Source organism: Pedococcus sp. P2_E4 (assembly GCF_056403935.1).
Map to the genome: position 1 here is coordinate 1 of NZ_JBFUEO010000026.1, position 16,065 is coordinate 16,065.

Annotated in this window: 12 protein-coding genes; 9 read left to right on the top strand and 3 right to left on the bottom strand. The window is 71.9% G+C overall.

Annotation, left to right across the window (positions count from 1 at the left end; genetic code table 11):
• The first annotated feature begins 121 nt into the window (after positions 1-121).
• Entirely contained in the window at positions 122-748 is a 627-nt protein-coding gene (locus AC1DV7_RS12680) for an alpha/beta hydrolase family protein (RefSeq protein WP_477597494.1), read from the top strand.
• 52 nt (positions 749-800) lie between these two features.
• Here AC1DV7_RS12680 and AC1DV7_RS12685 read toward each other — a convergent pair whose 3' ends face one another.
• Entirely contained in the window at positions 801-2,258 is a 1,458-nt protein-coding gene (locus tag AC1DV7_RS12685; protein ID WP_477597495.1) for an aromatic amino acid ammonia-lyase, read from the bottom strand.
• Positions 2,259-2,329: 71 nt separating this feature from the next.
• On the opposite strand from AC1DV7_RS12685, the gene AC1DV7_RS12690 reads away from it, so the two are divergent.
• From AC1DV7_RS12690 to AC1DV7_RS12715, 6 genes are all read left to right on the top strand, one after another.
• Positions 2,330-3,448: an ABC transporter ATP-binding protein gene (locus AC1DV7_RS12690; protein ID WP_477597496.1), complete on the top strand. Its 1,119-nt coding sequence runs from the start codon at positions 2,330-2,332 to the stop codon at positions 3,446-3,448.
• A complete protein-coding gene (locus AC1DV7_RS12695; protein ID WP_477597497.1) occupies positions 3,445-4,092 on the top strand; it encodes an ABC transporter permease in 648 nt (215 codons plus the stop codon). Before AC1DV7_RS12690 ends, AC1DV7_RS12695 begins: the two co-directional genes overlap by 4 nt.
• Complete coding sequence (locus tag AC1DV7_RS12700) at positions 4,089-4,844, top strand: ABC transporter permease (RefSeq protein WP_477597498.1); 756 nt, start codon at positions 4,089-4,091, stop codon at positions 4,842-4,844. Before AC1DV7_RS12695 ends, AC1DV7_RS12700 begins: the two co-directional genes overlap by 4 nt.
• Before the next feature lie 32 nt (positions 4,845-4,876).
• Entirely contained in the window at positions 4,877-5,809 is a 933-nt protein-coding gene (locus AC1DV7_RS12705) for an ABC transporter substrate-binding protein (protein WP_477597499.1), read from the top strand.
• Positions 5,810-6,123: 314 nt separating this feature from the next.
• Complete coding sequence (locus AC1DV7_RS12710) at positions 6,124-8,547, top strand: helix-turn-helix transcriptional regulator (protein WP_477597500.1); 2,424 nt, start codon at positions 6,124-6,126, stop codon at positions 8,545-8,547.
• Between the two features lie 15 nt (positions 8,548-8,562).
• Positions 8,563-9,363: a lysophospholipid acyltransferase family protein gene (locus AC1DV7_RS12715; RefSeq protein WP_477597501.1), complete on the top strand. Its 801-nt coding sequence runs from the start codon at positions 8,563-8,565 to the stop codon at positions 9,361-9,363.
• Between the two features lie 123 nt (positions 9,364-9,486).
• On the opposite strand, the gene AC1DV7_RS12720 is transcribed toward AC1DV7_RS12715, so the two are convergent.
• Positions 9,487-11,862, bottom strand: a complete 2,376-nt coding sequence (locus AC1DV7_RS12720; RefSeq protein ID WP_477597502.1) for a (Fe-S)-binding protein — start codon at positions 11,860-11,862, stop codon at positions 9,487-9,489.
• A gap of 235 nt (positions 11,863-12,097) precedes the next feature.
• Here AC1DV7_RS12720 and cysK point away from each other — a divergent pair, with 235 nt between their 5' ends.
• Both cysK and cysE read left to right on the top strand, forming a co-directional pair.
• Positions 12,098-13,024 (top strand): cysteine synthase A, encoded by a 927-nt coding sequence (gene cysK / locus AC1DV7_RS12725; RefSeq protein ID WP_477597503.1) that lies wholly within the window; start codon positions 12,098-12,100, stop codon positions 13,022-13,024.
• 64 nt (positions 13,025-13,088) lie between these two features.
• A complete protein-coding gene (cysE, locus tag AC1DV7_RS12730; protein WP_477597504.1) occupies positions 13,089-13,688 on the top strand; it encodes a serine O-acetyltransferase in 600 nt (199 codons plus the stop codon).
• On the opposite strand, the gene AC1DV7_RS12735 is transcribed toward cysE, so the two are convergent.
• Positions 13,649-15,991: a CHAT domain-containing protein gene (locus tag AC1DV7_RS12735; protein ID WP_477597505.1), complete on the bottom strand. Its 2,343-nt coding sequence runs from the start codon at positions 15,989-15,991 to the stop codon at positions 13,649-13,651. The two genes, cysE and AC1DV7_RS12735, sit on opposite strands and share 40 nt — an antisense overlap.
• Positions 15,992-16,065 lie beyond the last annotated feature (74 nt).

A 16,065-nucleotide genomic window follows, 5' to 3' on the forward strand; every position in this document is an offset into this window, starting at 1 on the left:
GCCCGGCCCAGGCCCGCCGACCCGGCCCAGGCCCGCGGCCGGCCGCCCGGGCCACCCGACCCGCCCATCCGAGCCACCCCTCCGCTCCGAAACACTGCGACCGTCCGACCCCAGGAGCCCGATGACCGCCGCCCGCCTGCTCTGGCCCACCGAGCTGGAGTCCCCTCGCGCCGTCGTGCTGATCCTGCACGGAGGCAAGGCCAGGAGCCGACGTGCCGTACGCCCGTGGCAGTCCGCCGTGTGGCGCATGGGCCCGTTCGCCAGGGCCGTGGCCGGCGCTGGTCACGGCCAGGTCGCCGTCGCCGAGATCCGGTATGCCGTGCGTGGCTGGAACGGCAAGGACGCCAGCCCCGTCGCTGACGCCCGACTGGCCCTGGGGCAGATCGCGGCCCGCCACCCCGGCGTCCCCATCGGGCTGCTCGGCCACTCCATGGGCGGCCGGGTCGCCCTGCACCTCGCCGATGACGAGCGGGTCCGCGCGATCGCGGCCCTCGCGCCGTGGGTGGAGCCCCGGGACACTGCCCGCAGCCACCCCGGCCTCCACGTCCTCGTCATGCACGGCACCCGCGACATGATGACCTCGCCCAAGAGCTCGCTGGCCATGGCCGGGTCGATGCGGGCCCAGGGAGCCGACGTCACCTACGAGGCGGTCAAGGGCGACAGCCACGCGATGCTGCGCCAGGCCGACCGGTGGCACACGGAGTCCGCCGGCTTCCTCGTCGAGCACCTCCTGGCGGACGGCGCGTAAGGGCCCCGACGGCGCCAACGCCGCCCAGCACGTCTCGCCGCGCGGAGGGCGCCTAGCGCTCTTCTGGTGTCGAAACGGCATACGCCTCGACGATGTGCTCGGCCACCTCGAGCTCGGGGGACAGGTCCCGGTCCTCCATGTCGGCGGGCAGGTCCGCGCAGCGGGCCAGCGCCGCACCGAGCTCGCCGGCGGGGGTCACACCGCGCATCCGCAGGGCGCGCACCGTGCACACGAGCTCGACCGCCAGCATCCGCCGGTACGCGGCGGTCGCGTCGCCGAGCCGCAGCGCCGCCTGCCCAGCGAACGAGGCGTCGTCCTCGATCCCTGCCGACACCCCAGCGGTCTGCACGCTCGACGGTGTCGACGCGACCCCCCGGATCATCGAAAGGGCTGACGCCGCAACGTACTCCGCGATCAGCACGCCCGACGACCCCGGCGTCCGGTCGGACAGGAACAGGGGCAGACCGAGGCCGCTGTCGGTGAGGGTGTGGCTGATCCGCGACTGCACTGCCTGGGCCGACCGGGTCAGCGCCAGCAGCGCGGAGTCCACCGCCAGGACGAGGTATGCCGCGTGGAAGCCGCCGTGGTGCGTCACCTCGCCACCCGAGGGGCTCGCCGAGAACAGCGGGTTCTCGGACGCGGTGTTGGCCGCCGTCTCCACGACGGTCTTGAGGTCGGTGACCGTGTCGAGCACCGGCCCGTGCACCTGGGGCCAGGTGCGCAGGCCGAAGAAGTCCTGGATGTGGGCCGGTTCGCCGGACTGCCCAGCCAGCAGCTCCCGCAGCACCCGGGCGACCTCCTGGGCGCCACGGAACGGCGTCGCCGCTGCGGCTCGCTCGCTGATGGCCTCGGGATTGCCTTGCAGCGCAACGAAACTCAGCGCGCACACCGTGTCTGCGGCACGGGCGAGGGCGTGCAGTGACGCCGCGTGCAGACCCGTCTCCGCGATGGCGAAGGCGTTCGAGGACATGAGTGGCAGCGCGTCGGCCGTCGTGAGCTGCAGGTCCGCACGCCGCGCGCCCCCGACCCGCTCCCGCTCGCCCAGGAGCGTCAGCCCCACCTCGGCGAGGGCCGTCAGGTCGCCGGTGCCCAGGGACCCGTACCGGTGGACGACCGGGAGGTCGTCCTCCGGAGCACCCACGAGCGCGGCCAGCACCTCGGCCACCCGCGGGTTCGCACCCGACCCACCGGCCAGGAGCTGGTTGGCCCGGACAGCGAGCGCGGCTCGCACGACCCGGGTCGGCACCACCTCACCCCATCCCGCTGCGTGCGAGCGCAGCAGCCGGACCCCGTGGTCGACCGCCGACGAGGTGGTCTCGTCGCGCGCCGCGCCGACGCCGGTCGTGCGGCCATAGACCTGCTGCCCCGCCGAGAGGTCCGCGGCGATCCGGTGTGACTCGGCGGCCCGGGCAAGGGCTCCGGGCTCCACCGAGGTCGCGGATCCCCATGCAGCCGCAGCCAGTCCGTCGAGGTCGAGGGTGGCGCCGTCGAGGCGCAGGGTCGCAGGCACGGGACCAGTATCCGGGACCTGTGCTCGCCGAGGGGCGCGGACCGTCGGCGCGCTGGGTTAGGTTGATCCGCATGATCGCCTTCGACCGCGTGACGAAGCGGTACCCGGACGGCACGGTCGCCGTCGACGACCTGTCCCTCGAGGCCCCCAGCGGCAAGATCACCGTGCTGGTGGGTCCCTCCGGGTGTGGCAAGACGACCAGCCTGCGGATGATCAACCGGATGATCACCCCGACGAGCGGCACCATCAGCCTCGACGGTCGTGACACCTCCCGCATGAAGGAGTCCGAGCTGCGACGCGGCATCGGCTACGTCATCCAGCACGCGGGGCTCTTCCCGCACCGCACGGTGCTCGACAACGTCGGCACCGTCCCGCGGCTGCTCGGCCAGGACCGCAAGGCGGTCGACAGGCGCTCGCTGGAGCTGCTCGAGCGCGTGGGCCTCGACCCGGCGTTCGCCAAGCGCTACCCGGCCCAGCTCTCCGGTGGCCAGCAGCAGCGCGTCGGGGTCGCGCGGGCGCTCGCCGCCGACCCGCCCGTGATGCTCATGGACGAGCCCTTCAGCGCCGTCGACCCGGTGGTGCGCGAGCAGCTCCAGGACGAGTTCCTGCGCCTGCAGGGCGAGCTCGGCAAGACGATCGTCTTCGTCACCCACGACATCGACGAGGCGATCAAGCTCGGCGACCAGGTTGCGGTGCTCCGCGTCGGTGGGGTGCTCGCCCAGCTGGCCGACCCGGCATACCTGCTCGCGCACCCGGTCGACGACTTCGTGGCCGACTTCGTCGGACGCGACCGCGGCTATCGCGCCCTGTCCTTCCAGCCGACCCCGCGCCTCCCGCTCGCCCCCGAGCGCACCATCGCCCTGGGCGAGTCGGCCGCCGGGCTCGACAGTGACTGGGTGCTCGTCGTCGACGGCGACAACCACCCGCTGGGCTGGATCGAGCCGAGCCGGGTCAAGGGTGAGGTCCGCACCGAGATGCTCCACCGCGGCGGCACCACCGCCCGGGGGAGCGGCCCGCTGCGCGCCGCCCTCGACGCCGCCCTGTCCAGCCCGAGCCGCCGTGGCGTGATCGTCGACGACTCCGGCGCCCTCGTCGGCACCGTCAAGGCGCACGAGGTGCTCACCGCCATCGAGGAGGCCGGCCGCCCCGAGCTCCAGGACCCCGACCGGCCCGGCGCGACCCCGTCATGACCTACTTCCTCGACCACCTCAGTGAGGTGCTGAGCCGCACGGGGCAGCACATCTACCTCGCCGGGGTGCCACTGGTCGTCGGGCTGCTGCTCGCGCTGCCGCTCGGGTGGCTCGCTCGGCGCTTCCCCGCCCTCTACGCCCCCTTCACCGCAGGCTTCGGGCTGCTCTACACGATCCCCAGCCTCGCGCTGTTCGTGCTGCTCCCGGGCATCCTCGGCACCAAGATCCTGTCCTCGGTCAACGTCGTCGTCGCGCTCACGCTCTACACAGTCGCCCTGCTCGTGCGCACCGTCGCCGACGGCCTCGGCGCGGTGCCCGACTCCACGAAGCAGGCCGCCACGGCGATGGGCTTCGGCGGCGGCAAGCGGTTCTTCGCGGTCGAGCTGCCGCTCGCGGTCCCCGTCATCTCGGCCGGCCTGCGGGTGGCCGCGGTCAGCAACGTCAGCATCGTGAGCGTCGCCACCATCCTCGGCGTCCCCCAGCTGGGGCTGTTCTTCAGCGACGGGTTCAACCGCTTCTACTACACCCCGCTCGTCATCGGCATCGTCGCGTGCATCGTGCTGGCGCTGCTCTTCGACGTCGTCATCGTCGGGGCCACCCGCCTGATGACTCCCTGGCTACGGGCGACGGGAGGCGGGGCATGATCGCCGGCATCATCGACTGGCTGTCCGACGCGTCGCACTGGTCCGGCGCCGACGGCATCCCGCTGAGGCTGTTCGAGCACGTCTGGTACTCCGCGCTCTCCCTCGCGATCGCCGCGCTCATCGCGATCCCCCTCGGCCTGGCCATCGGGCACACCGGGCGCGGGCGGTTCCTGGTGGTCAACCTCGCGGGCGCCGCACGGGCCATCCCGAGCCTGGGCCTGATCTACCTCATGGTGCTCTACTTCTTCTCCCGGGTGAGCGGTGAGTCGGCCTTCATCGTGCCGACGATCATCGTGCTCACCGTGCTGGCGATCCCGCCGATCATGTCGGGCGCCTATGCCGGGGTCGAGGGCGTCGACCCGGCCGCCCGCGACGCCGCCAAGGGCATGGGCATGACCGGGGGCCAGGTGCTGTCGAAGGTCGAGGTGCCCAACGCCCTGCCCCTGATCTTCTCGGGCTTCCGCTCCGCCACCCTGCAGGTCATCGCCACGGCCACCCTTGCCGCCGTCATCGGCGCCGGAGGGCTCGGCCGGTTCCTCATCGACGGCCAGAAGGTCCTCGACTACGCACAGATGTCCGGTGGGGCCGTGCTCGTGGCCGTGCTGGCGCTGGGCACCGACGGCCTGCTCGCCCTGGTCCAGCGGTATGCCGTGTCGCCCGGTCTCACGGGCCGGATTGCCCGAGGCGGGAATACCCCCAAGGATGTAGAGATTGAACTCGAAACACGTACGGTGAAGGCGCAAGCCAGCTGAGCGCCCGCTCGGCAGACAGTAGGGAGACAACCGTGAAGTTGCCCAAGATCGCTCTGGCACTCGCCTCAGCAGCGGCCCTGATGACCACCGCAGCCTGCGGCGACTCGGGTGGGGACCCGTTGGCCACCGGTGGCGGCAGCAGCTCGTCCAGCGGTGCGGGCGGCGGCGGCATCACCGTCGGCTCGGCCGACTTCCCCGAGAGCGCGCTGCTGGCCGAGATCTACGCCGGCGCCCTCGAGGCCAAGGGTGTCAAGGTCACCAAGCGCCTCAACATCGGCGCCCGCGAGGCCTACATCCCGGCCCTCCAGGACGGGTCCATCGACCTGATCCCCGAGTACACCGGCGTCCTGACCCAGTACTTCAACAAGGACGCCAAGGCCACCGACTCCGATGGCGTCTACACCGAGCTCAAGGCGTCGCTGCCGGCCACGCTGACCGTGCTCGACAAGTCCGCCGCCGAGGACAAGGACTCCGTCGTCCTCACCAAGGCCAAGGCCGACGAGCTCGGCGTGAAGTCGATCGAGGACCTCAAGGGCAAGAGCGACAAGCTCACGTTCGGCGGCCCGCCCGAATGGAAGACCCGCGCCTCCGGCCTCCCGGGCCTGAAGAAGGTCTACGGCCTCGAGTTCAAGGCCTTCCGCCCGCTGGACGCCGGCGGCCCGCTCACGGTGCAGGCGCTCAAGAACGGTCAGGTCGACGCGGCCGACCTGTTCACGACCGACCCCAACATCGCGGCCAACAACTTCGTGATCCTCGACGACCCGAAGAGCTTCTTCGCGGCCCAGAACGTCGTCCCGCTCATCACCAAGAGCAAGAGCAACGCCACCATCGAGGGCGCGCTCAACGCGGTGTCGGCCAAGCTCGACACCACGACGCTCGCTGCACTGCTGACCCAGGTCGTCACCGACAAGAAGGACGCGTCGGTGGTCGCCAAGGAGTTCCTCAGCAAGAACTCCCTCAGCTGAGCGCGGCGCCGGCTCGCGCCGGCACCCTGGCCGTCTGAGGCCGAAGTGCCCGTGGTGCCGGCGCCGAACCGCACCTGCACAGGCCAAGCAGAAGGGCCGGGTGGCTTCACTGGAAGCCACCCGGCCCTTCTTTCGCAGACCCCCCGATCCGCGGGTCCTTTCCGGAACTCAGGAAGCGCCCCTCCGCGTCGCCTGAGACCCGGACCGGTCCGAACGTTCTCTAGAGTGGCGGCGGGGGCACCGTGCCGGCATCGGTGAAACCACCGATATTCACCCAGGGGGGTCGATAGCCTGTGGACGTGTTGACTCCATGCGTGGGGCGTGACGACACCCTGGAGCGACTCAGCAGACTTGTCGAGGCCAACCGCTGGGTGACGCTGACCGGGGCACCGGGCTGCGGCAAGACCCTCTTGGCGCGGCACCTCGCTGCATCCAGGGTCGGCGCCCCCACCGTCTGGGTGTCGGCGAACCGGCACCCGAACACCGACACCCTCGTCACGGCCTGCCTCGACGCACTGGGGGCGGACCTCGCGCCGGGTGAGGCACCCGGGCTGGCGCTCAAGCGGGCCCTGGACGACCAGCCGCTGCTGCTGGTGCTCGACGGTGTCGACTCCATCGACGGCCTCGGCGCACTCCTCGACACGCTGGTCGACGACGCTGACGGCTTCCACCTTCTGTGCACCGCCACCACCGTCGCGGGCCGGCCGAACGAGGCGGTCCTGCGGCTGTCGCCGTTGCCGGTCCCCGATACCGCGAGCCCGTTGGAGGGCCCCGCGGTCGAGCTGCTGCTGGCCCGCGTCGCGGCCGCAGGCGGGCTGCCCATCGACCTCGACGCGAACGGTCCCACCGTGCGCAAGCTGCTGGCCGAGAGCGGCGGACTGCCGTCCGTGATCGAGCAGCTGGCCGTGCAGATCGCGCTCATCGGGGTGAGCGACGTCGTGCCCGCCGGCACCCTCGCCGAGGCGGTCCGCGGGTCCTACGACCTGCTCGACGAGGACCAGCAGCGGTGCCTGCGACGGCTTGCCGTCATCGGACACCCCGTGGGCCTCGACGCGCTGGCCGACCTGTGGGACCTCTCGCGCACCGAGGCGGTCCAGCAGGCGTCCGCTCTGGCCCGGCGCAGCCTCGTCGAGGTCCAGCCCGACGGGCGCTTCGACATGCTCGCCCCGCTGCGCGAGTTCGGCCGGCACATGGCGGCAGCCAGCGGGGACCAGCCCGCCGCAGAGGCGGGCCTGCTGCGCTGGGTTCAACGCGTCATACCGCAGGACCTCAACAGCGGAGCGGCCGACGAGCCCTGGCTCGCGGAGATCGAGCTCGTCACGGCGGCCATCACGAGGGCCTGTGCCACCGACGAGGGCCGACCCGAGGGCTACGCCCTGGCCAACCGCGCCTTCTCCTCGCTCTACACCGCGATGCGGGCCCGCGAGGCCGTGGACCTGCTCGAGGCCGTCCTCGACAGCGGCGACGGCCCGCCGGCCATCGGGTCACAGCTCGCCCGACGGGCGGGCATCTGCGCCTCCGAGGTCCGGGGCACCTACGAGGGCCTGCGGTTTCTCGACCGGGCCGAGGAGCACGCTGCGGCCCTGGACCCCGCCTCGCGTGACCTCGAGCTGGCGCGCAACGCGGCGATCCGAGCCGAGATGCACCTCGACGCCGGCAACCTCGACGCGGCCCGGGCCGACGCGGAGGTGACCCTGTCGCACCGACAGTCCGACGCGAACGTCACGCGCCAGGCCCGGCGCACCCTCATGGATGTCTGCGTCTCCCGCGGCGACCTCGCCGAGGCCGAACGGCTGGCTCCGCTCATCCTCGATGCGCCGCCGCCGGACGAGCAGTGGATGGCGCTGTCCGCGCACACGCTGCAGGCCCGGATCGCCTGGGAGCAGGGCCGCCTGGTGGAGGCGGCCTCGCTGGCCGCGTTCGCCCGGGACCGCGGTCAAGCGACCCATGAGGACCGCATCGCGCTCCTGGCCGACACCGTGCACCGGCTGGTGACGGGCACCGGGACGATCGAGGTCGACACCGAGACTCTGCCCTGGGCCGTCCGACTCGGCGTGCAGCTGCAGCAGGCCCGCGACCTGCTCGCCCGGGGTGAGGTCGCGCAGGCCGCCGGGCTGGCCGCCGACGTCGTCGTGCTCGCCGACACCAGCAAGCTCGGGCGTGACGGGGTCGAGGCCCGGCTGTTCGTGGCCGAGTGCCTGGTGGCGATGGGCGAACCCTCGCAGGCCCGCGCGTCCTTCCTCTCGGCCCTGCGCCGGGCCAGCGAGATCCCGATGCCCCTGCGGGCGGCGGACGCCCTCGACGGGCTTGCGGTCCTCCAGGGCGAACCCGGCAGCGCGGCATACCGGCAGCTCACGGGAGCCGCGGCGGCGCTGCGGGTGAGCCGGCGAGCCGTCGGCCGCCCCGTCGCCGGGTCGCCGCCCCCCAAGGGCGCCGTCCGCGACTGCCCCGCAGGGTGGCTCGTGGGTGGGCACTTCAGCCCGGCCGGGGTGGCAGCCGTCGCGGACCTCCTCGCGCCGCAGGAGCCGGCCGACCAGCCGACAACCCCGCTCGGGTCACTCACCAAGGCCGAGCTCGCGGTCTCACAGCTCGTGGCGGAGGGTCTGACCAGCCGCCAGATCGCCGAGAAGCTGTTCGTCTCGCCGCGTACGGTCGACGCGCACCTGTCGCACATCTTCCGCAAGCTCGAGATCGCCTCGCGCGCCAAGCTGGCCGCTCTCATGGCCGAGATCGCCTGACCCATCCCCGTGGCCGTGCGGCGACGAACCACGGGCATGCCGGACCGGACCTATCGCCTCGTGATCGCGGCCTGCCGGCTGCTGTTCCGGGTGCTCGGCCTGCGGCTCGAGGTCAGGGGTGCCGTTCGGCTGCCGGCGACCGGGCCGGTCGTCGTCGCCGCCAACCACAACTCGTTCCTCGACTTCATGCTCGTGGGACTCGTCGGGACCATGCGGGGGCGGTTGGTCCGGTTCCTCGCCAAGCAGGCGGCGTTCGAGTGGGCGGGCTCGCGGGGACTCATGCGCGCCATGCGGCACATCCCTGTGGACCGGGCCCACGGTGAGGTGGCTGCGCGGTCGGCGCTGCGGGCGCTGCAGTCCGGAGAGGCCGTGGGGATCTATCCCGAGGCGACGATCGGCCGGGCGTTCGAGGTCAAGGCCACTGACGACTTCCGGCGCGGCGCCGCCTACCTGGCGCTCGCGACCGGGGCGCCGCTCGTGCCGGTCGCGCACTGGGGTCTGCACCGGGTCATGACGGTGGACGGCCGTCGGTCACTGCGCCGCGGCACCGCCGTCGTCGTTGTGGTCGGCGAACCCCTCGTGCCGCAACCGGGCGAGGACGCCGCAGCGCTCACCGTCCGGCTGCACGACCGTCTCGAGTCGATGGTCGCCGGCCTCGTCGGCAGCTATCCGCAGGCTCCGCTCGAGCCCGGGCGCACCTGGTGGTGGCCGGCGTCCCGGGGCGGAGCGGCGCCCCCGCTCGAGGAGGCCCGGGCGCTCGACGTCGCTGCCGTCGCCCGGGTCGACGCGCGGACCCCGCGCCGCGGACCTCACTAAAGCCTGCTAGCAGGGGTTAGCTGAATCCGGACAGCTTGCACCCTGTCCGGATTCAGCCAGGACTTGCTAGCAGGGGTTAGGGAGAGGGTTGGCGAGAGGGTTGGCGAGAGGGTCAGGAGAGGATCAGGCGAGGGTGGGCTGGGGCTCCGGCTCGGGCTCGGCCGCGTCGGCAGGTCGCTCGTCGCCGCCGCGCTTGACGGCCGCGAGCAGCATCTGGGCGACGTCGACGACCTCGACGTCCTCGCCGCGGCCCTCGGACTGGGCGGCGGTTAGGCCGTCGGAGATCATCACGCGGCAGAACGGGCAGCCGATCGCGATCCGCTCGGCGCCGGTGCCGATGGCCTCCTCGGTGCGGTTGGTGTTGATCCGCGTGCCGAGCTTCTCCTCCATCCACATGCGGGCACCACCGGCGCCGCAGCAGAACGACTTCTCCCTGGTGCGCTCCATCTCCTTGAGCTCGACGCCGGGCAGGGCGCCGATGAGCTCGCGCGGCGGGGCGTAGACGCCGTTGTGGCGGCCGAGGTAGCAGGGGTCGTGGTAGGTCACGGTCTCGGCGGTCGAGGCGACGTCCTTGTTGGTGGACTTGCCGGGCACGTCGGTCGGCCGGGCCACCGGGACGAGCTTCTTCTCGCGGACGAGGCGGTTGAGCAGCTGGGTGTGGTGGACCACCTCGTACTTGCCGCCGAGCTGCGGGTACTCGTTCTTGATGGTGTTGAAGCAGTGCGCGCAGGTGACGACGATCTTGGTGGCGCCCACCTCGTTGAGCGTCTCGACGTTCTGCTGCGCGAGCATCTGGAACAGGAACTCGTTGCCCGCCCGACGCGCGGAGTCACCGGTGCAGGACTCACCGTCGCCGAGGATGGCGAACGTGACCCCGGCCTGGTCGAGCAGCTCCGCGACCGCGCGGGTGGTCTTCTTGGCGCGGTCTTCGTAGGCACCGGCGCAGCCGACCCAGAACAGGTAGTCCACGTCGTCGGCGGACTCGACGTCCTGGCCGAGGATCTTGACCTCGAACGGCAGGTCCTTGGCCCAGTCGAGCCGTGCCCGAGCGGCCATGCCCCACGGGTTGCCCTTGTTCTCGAGGTTCTTGAACAGCCCGCCGAGCTCATTCGGGAACGCGGACTCGATGAGGTTCTGGTAGCGCCGCATGTCGACGATCGCGTCGACGTGCTCGATGTCGACGGGGCACTGCTCGACGCAGGCGCCGCACGTGGTGCAGGACCACAGGACGTCCTGGTCGATGACCGCGTCCGGTCCGTGCGGGTTGTATGCCGCGAGCGCGCCTGCGCCGGAACCGACCCCGTGGGTGCCGTCCCCGGCCGCAAGGCTGGTGGCGGCATACCCGGTGTCACCGATGAGGGGCACCTCGGCGAGCTGGGCGGCGTCCTCGCCGAGCGCCTCGCGCTCGGACTCGGTGGCGAGCAGCCACGGCGCCTTGGCGTGGGCGTGGTCGCGCAGCGCCATCACGAGCAGCTTGGGCGACAGGGGCTTGTCGGTGTTCCACGCGGGGCACTGGGACTGGCAGCGGCCGCACTCGGTGCAGGTGCTGAAGTCCAGCAGGCCCTTCCAGGTGAAGTCCTCGACCTTGCCGACGCCGAGCGCGGCGTCCTCGTCGAGGTCCTCGACGTTCTCGAAGTCCAGTGGCTCGCCACCGACCGTGATCGGCTGGAGCTCGCCGAGCGAGGTGCGACCGTCGGCGTGGCGCTTGAGGAAGATGTTGAAGAACGCCAGGAACCGGTGCCACGCGACCCCCATGGTCGGCTGCAGCGAGATGGTGATCATCCAGGCGAACGAGATGAGGATCTTCGCCGCCGCGACGACGACGATGACGTCCTCGAGGCGCGACACCGACCAGCCCTTGAACATCGCGCCGAGCCACCCGGTCAGCGGGTAGTGCAGGGCGTCGGCGTGACCGACGCCGGAGAAGCCCTGGGTGCCGCCGTTGAAGTCGAGGGCGTACTCGAGCGCCCGCAGCGTGATGATGCAGATCGTGACGCCGAGGATCGTGAGCTCGACGTAGTAGGCCTGCCAGAACGTGGACCCGAAGAACCGGCTGCGTCGCCCGCCCTCGCCCGCCGCGCTGCGCGGGTGGTTCCTCTGCCGGATGACCATCAGCGCGACGATGCCGACGAGCCCGGTCCAGGCAAAGAACTCCGTCACCCACTCGTAGAGGAAGAAGTGCCCGATGAGCGGGAGCGCGAAGTCGGCCTTGACTAGCTGCCCGAAGGCGTTCAGCAGCGTGAAGAACAGCACCCCGAAGCTGATCATCGTGAACCAGTGCGCCACCGCCACGACCGGCAGCCGCGACATCCGCGTGTGACCGAGGAACTCGCGCAGCAGCGTCATCGTGCGCTGGCCCTTGTCGCCCGTGCGCGTGGTGTCGGGCTGCCCGAGGCGGAACACGGCCAGGAACTGCCGGATGACCCTGACGAACAGCGCGATCCCGGTGAGTGCGACGGCCCCGCAGAAGACGAGCGCGACGATCTGGAGTGCAGACATGGCGGCCAGCCTACCCATGGGTAAGCGCCTGCTTAGCGGTGTGTGAGCAGGGTCAAAGAGGTGTCGCCGCAGTCGTCATTCCCGGCAGGCCCCGGCCACAGGCCGATTCTGGACGGGCGTTGCGTGACTGCATAACAATCTGTTGGAATATGCATAACGTCTCGTTCGCTGATCAGAGCGAACGCCCACGTCCGCGCGCGGCACAGCGCGCGGCATACCCGAACGAGGACCACGCATGCCCATCTATGACGACGTGACCAAGCTCATCGGCAACACGCCCCTGGTGCGGATCAACCGACTGATCGACAGCGAGGCGATCGTCGCGGGCAAGCTCGAGTTCTACAACCCCGCGTCGTCGGTCAAGGACCGCATCGGGGTCTCGATCATCGACGCCGCCGAGGCCGCGGGGGCGCTCAAGCCCGGTGGCACCATCGTCGAGGCGACGTCGGGCAACACCGGCATCGCCCTCGCCATGGTCGGTGCGGCCCGGGGCTACAACGTCGTGCTCACCATGCCCGAGACGATGAGCAAGGAGCGGCGTGCCCTCCTGCGCGCGTATGGCGCCGAGCTGATCCTCACCGAGGGCGCCCTGGGCATGAAGGGCGCCGTGGCCAAGTCCGAGGAGGTCGCGGCGGAGCGTGGCGGGATCCTCGCCAAGCAGTTCGCCAACGAGGCCAACCCCGAGATCCACCGCAAGACCACCGCGGAGGAGATCTGGAAGGACACCGACGGCCAGGTCGACATCGTCATCGCCGGCATCGGCACCGGCGGCACCATCACCGGCGTCGGGCAGGTGCTCAAGTCCCGCAAGCCCGGGGTCCAGATCATCGCCGTGGAGCCCGAGGAGTCGCCGATCCTCAACGGCGGCCAGCCCGGACCGCACAAGATCCAGGGCATCGGCGCCAACTTCGTTCCCGAGATCCTCGACCGCGACGTCTACGACGAGGTCATCGACATCAACGCCGAGACCGCGGTCGAGTGGGCCAAGCGCGCCGCGAAGGAGGAGGGACTGCTCGTCGGCATCTCGTCCGGCGCCGCGCTCGCGGCCGCCAACCAGGTCGCCACCCGTCCAGAGAACGCCGGCAAGACCATCGTCGTGATCATCCCGTCGTTCGGTGAGCGCTACCTGTCGACGATCCTCTTCTCCGACCTGCTCGACTGACCGCTGGAACACACGCATCCGACCCCCGACCCCACCGATCCCGACCCGAGGCGGCGCTTCCCCAGTGACCCTGGCCCTGTATGCACGGCGGGCGCGTAGTCGCATCGTCGATGACCTCGACGCGGCCCTGGCGCGTGACCCTGCGGCCGCGTCGCGGGTCGATGTCGCCCTGAACTCGCCCGGCCTGCATGCGATCTGGGTCTACCGGTTCGCCCACCGGCTGTGGCTGCGCGGCGGTCTGCTCAAGCCGGTGGCCCGGGTCATCATGACGGTCACGCGGTCGGTGACGGGGGTGGAGATCCACCCCGGTGCGGTCATCGGCCACCGCTTCTTCATCGACCACGGCATGGGGGTCGTGATCGGCGAGACGGCCGAGGTCGGCGACGACGTCATGCTCTACCACGGGGTGACGCTCGGGGGCCGCTCGATGGCCAAGACGAAGCGCCACCCCACCGTCGGCAGCCGGGTGACGATCGGTGCAGGAGCCCGCGTGCTCGGCCCCGTGTACATCGGGGACGACGTGCAGGTCGGCGCCAACTCCGTGGTCGTGAAGGACGTCCCCGCTGGGGCGATCGCGACGGGCATCCCGGCGACGATCAGGTTCCCGCAGGGCCACGAGGACCCCTACGAGGCGATGTTCAAGGACCCCGCACTCTGGATCTGAGCCGGGTCCGGGCGCCAGTCGGTGCCGTACAGGCAGAAGGCCCCCGCGAGGGGGTGTGCCTCCAGGGTCCGGGCCAGCGCCTCCGACGCTGACCGGCCACCGGCCAGCTGGTGGTGGTAGGTCACCATCGCCGCCGCGGCTGCGGCGTCCGAGACCGGTGCGACGGGTGCGACCACGCTGCGTACGCCCAGCGCCATCAGGGCCGCTGTGAGGCCGAGGGGCTCGTCGCCCGGCAGCGGGTCGGTGCGACCCACGTCGCACGCGGACAGGACGACGTGTCGGGCGTTCGCAGGGCGCGGCAGCTCGTGGGCGAAGACGGGGCCGTCGGCCATGGACAGCGACGAGAACCACGGGTTCTGCCGCTCGTGGGTGCCGTGGGCAGCCACGTGGACCACTCCGCCGCCGACCAGCGCCTCGCGCACGGCCCCGGTCGTGGCCCCCTCGTATGCCGTGGACCTCACCCCCGCGGCCCGCCAGATCTCGCTGACGGCCCCCGCCTCGGCGACCGCCCGTCCCAGCCTCGGGCCCGCGAGCGTGGCGACGGAAAGGCGTGCTGCGCCGGCGTCCTCCGTGCCCAGGAGTGGTGTGGCCCAACGGGTCAGCGAAGGGGCCACGGTCACGGGGCGTCCCGCGAGGGTGGGCAGCATGCCCCACGGCACGGCCATCAGGGTGCGCCCGGGGACGACCACGACAGGGCCGTCGTCGAGCTCGAGCTCGGAGAACAGCCGACGGTCCAGCGCCTCGACCGACTCGGCCACCGCCCGCTCGACAGCCGCCTCGAGGGCCGGGTTGGTGACCGCGAACGCATGGGCGTGCAGGTCGCGGGTCAGCCGGTCGGCGAGGGCCCCCACCTGCGCGGCCGGGCCGAGGTGGTGCATCCGGCTCCCGCGTGGTGTCACGACGAGGACGTACTCCTGCCCCTCCTGCGCGACCCAGACGAGGGCCTGCTCACCCCGTGCCTCCAGCAGTGCACGGGTCGCAGCGTGTCGGACCGGGGCGACTGCGGTCCCGGCACCGTTCTGCTCCGCGCGTGCCCAGTCGAGGTGGCTGACCTCCCACTCGAGCTCGGCAGCACGGGCGCGATGACGGTCGCCCGCCTTGCCGGGCTCCGCCGCCGCGCGACGGGCCTGCCGCAGCTCGGCGACCAGCTCTGCCGAGCGCTCGTCCTCGGGAGCGGTGAGCAGGGGCAGGCGGTGCGAGACGGCGCGCCATCGCTCCACGGCGTCGAAGACCCGGGGCACCGAGCCGCTCGCGAGCGCGTCGTTGACGTCGAAGTCTGCGATCCGCCTGCCGTGCAGGGCCAGTGCCGACCGGATCTCGAGGCTCTGGCTCGGTGCCTGGCGCTCGGTCAGGCGGTGCATCGCCGAGCGGATCGTTTTGCGTGAGCGTGTCGCGTCGCCTTGTGCTGCAGCGACTTTCGCGACGAGTAGGCGGTCGTGCATGTCGGCGGCGAAGCCTTGGCGAACCCGCCCCCGGAGCTGCTGCACGGCATACGCGGCCTCGGGGACCCGACCCCGCAGGAGGTGTGCCTCGACCTGCACCCGCGCCGCGAGGCGCTCGTCGGGGGTGACCGGCCGTTCGACGTCCAGCCACGGTGTAAGGGTGCGTTCGAGCGAACGCGGTACGACGCCGCCCGTGACCGACACCGAGGCGCGGAGCAGGGCGGCGCTGCGCTGGCGCTCGCGGGCACCCCTGGCCCGGAACGCCGCGACGGCCGCGTCGAGGTGGTCGCGGGCGGTCGCCGGGTCGTCACGCAGCAGGGCCGTGGTCGCGAGGTCGAGCCGCAGGTCCGCCTCCTCGAGGCGGTGCCCGTCGCGGCGCGCCTCGTCGAGGGCGCGGGTCAGCGTTTCGCGGGCCTGGTCGACGAGGCCGGCCTCGAGGAGCACGAGGGCGAGGTCGTGCTGGGCCCGCACGCGCCCCACCGACACCGACATCTCGTCGGCCTCGCGCATCAGCCGGATCGCCTCGGGGAGCCGCCCCGCGTAGTACTCGAGACAGCCCAGGTTGTGCCGAGCCTTGAACTCCTGCGCCGCGAGCCCGTGCTGCATGCTCAGGCGCAGGGCGGTCTCGAGGTCGGCGCGCGCCGGGCCCAGCTCGAGCAGCGACAGGTGCGCCAAGCCCCCGTTGATGAGCGCGGCGACCTGCTCGCCGGGGGTGAGCAGGGAGCGGGACTCACCGACCTGGTCGAGGGCGGCGAGGGCAGCGCGCCAGTCCTGGCAGGACACCTGGACGACGGCCTCCTGCACCCAGCTCAGCGCGTGGAAGCGCGCCGAGTCGCTCTGGGCCCTCGAGTCCTCGAGCATGGCGAGGGCCTGGTCGAGACCGTGCAGCGCCAGCGTCGGCCAGGCCAGCGTGATCAGGAGCCGAGCACGCGCGG

Coding starts and splice junctions, on each gene's coding strand:
- AC1DV7_RS12680 (WP_477597494.1), top strand. CDS start 122: ATGACCGCCGCCCGCCTGCTCTGGCCCACCGAGCTGGAGTCCCCTCGC.
- AC1DV7_RS12690 (WP_477597496.1), top strand. CDS start 2,330: ATGATCGCCTTCGACCGCGTGACGAAGCGGTACCCGGACGGCACGGTC.
- AC1DV7_RS12695 (WP_477597497.1), top strand. CDS start 3,445: ATGACCTACTTCCTCGACCACCTCAGTGAGGTGCTGAGCCGCACGGGG.
- AC1DV7_RS12700 (WP_477597498.1), top strand. CDS start 4,089: ATGATCGCCGGCATCATCGACTGGCTGTCCGACGCGTCGCACTGGTCC.
- AC1DV7_RS12720 (WP_477597502.1), bottom strand. CDS start 11,862: ATGTCTGCACTCCAGATCGTCGCGCTCGTCTTCTGCGGGGCCGTCGCA.
- cysK (WP_477597503.1), top strand. CDS start 12,098: ATGCCCATCTATGACGACGTGACCAAGCTCATCGGCAACACGCCCCTG.
- AC1DV7_RS12735 (WP_477597505.1), bottom strand. CDS start 15,991: ATGCTCGAGGACTCGAGGGCCCAGAGCGACTCGGCGCGCTTCCACGCG.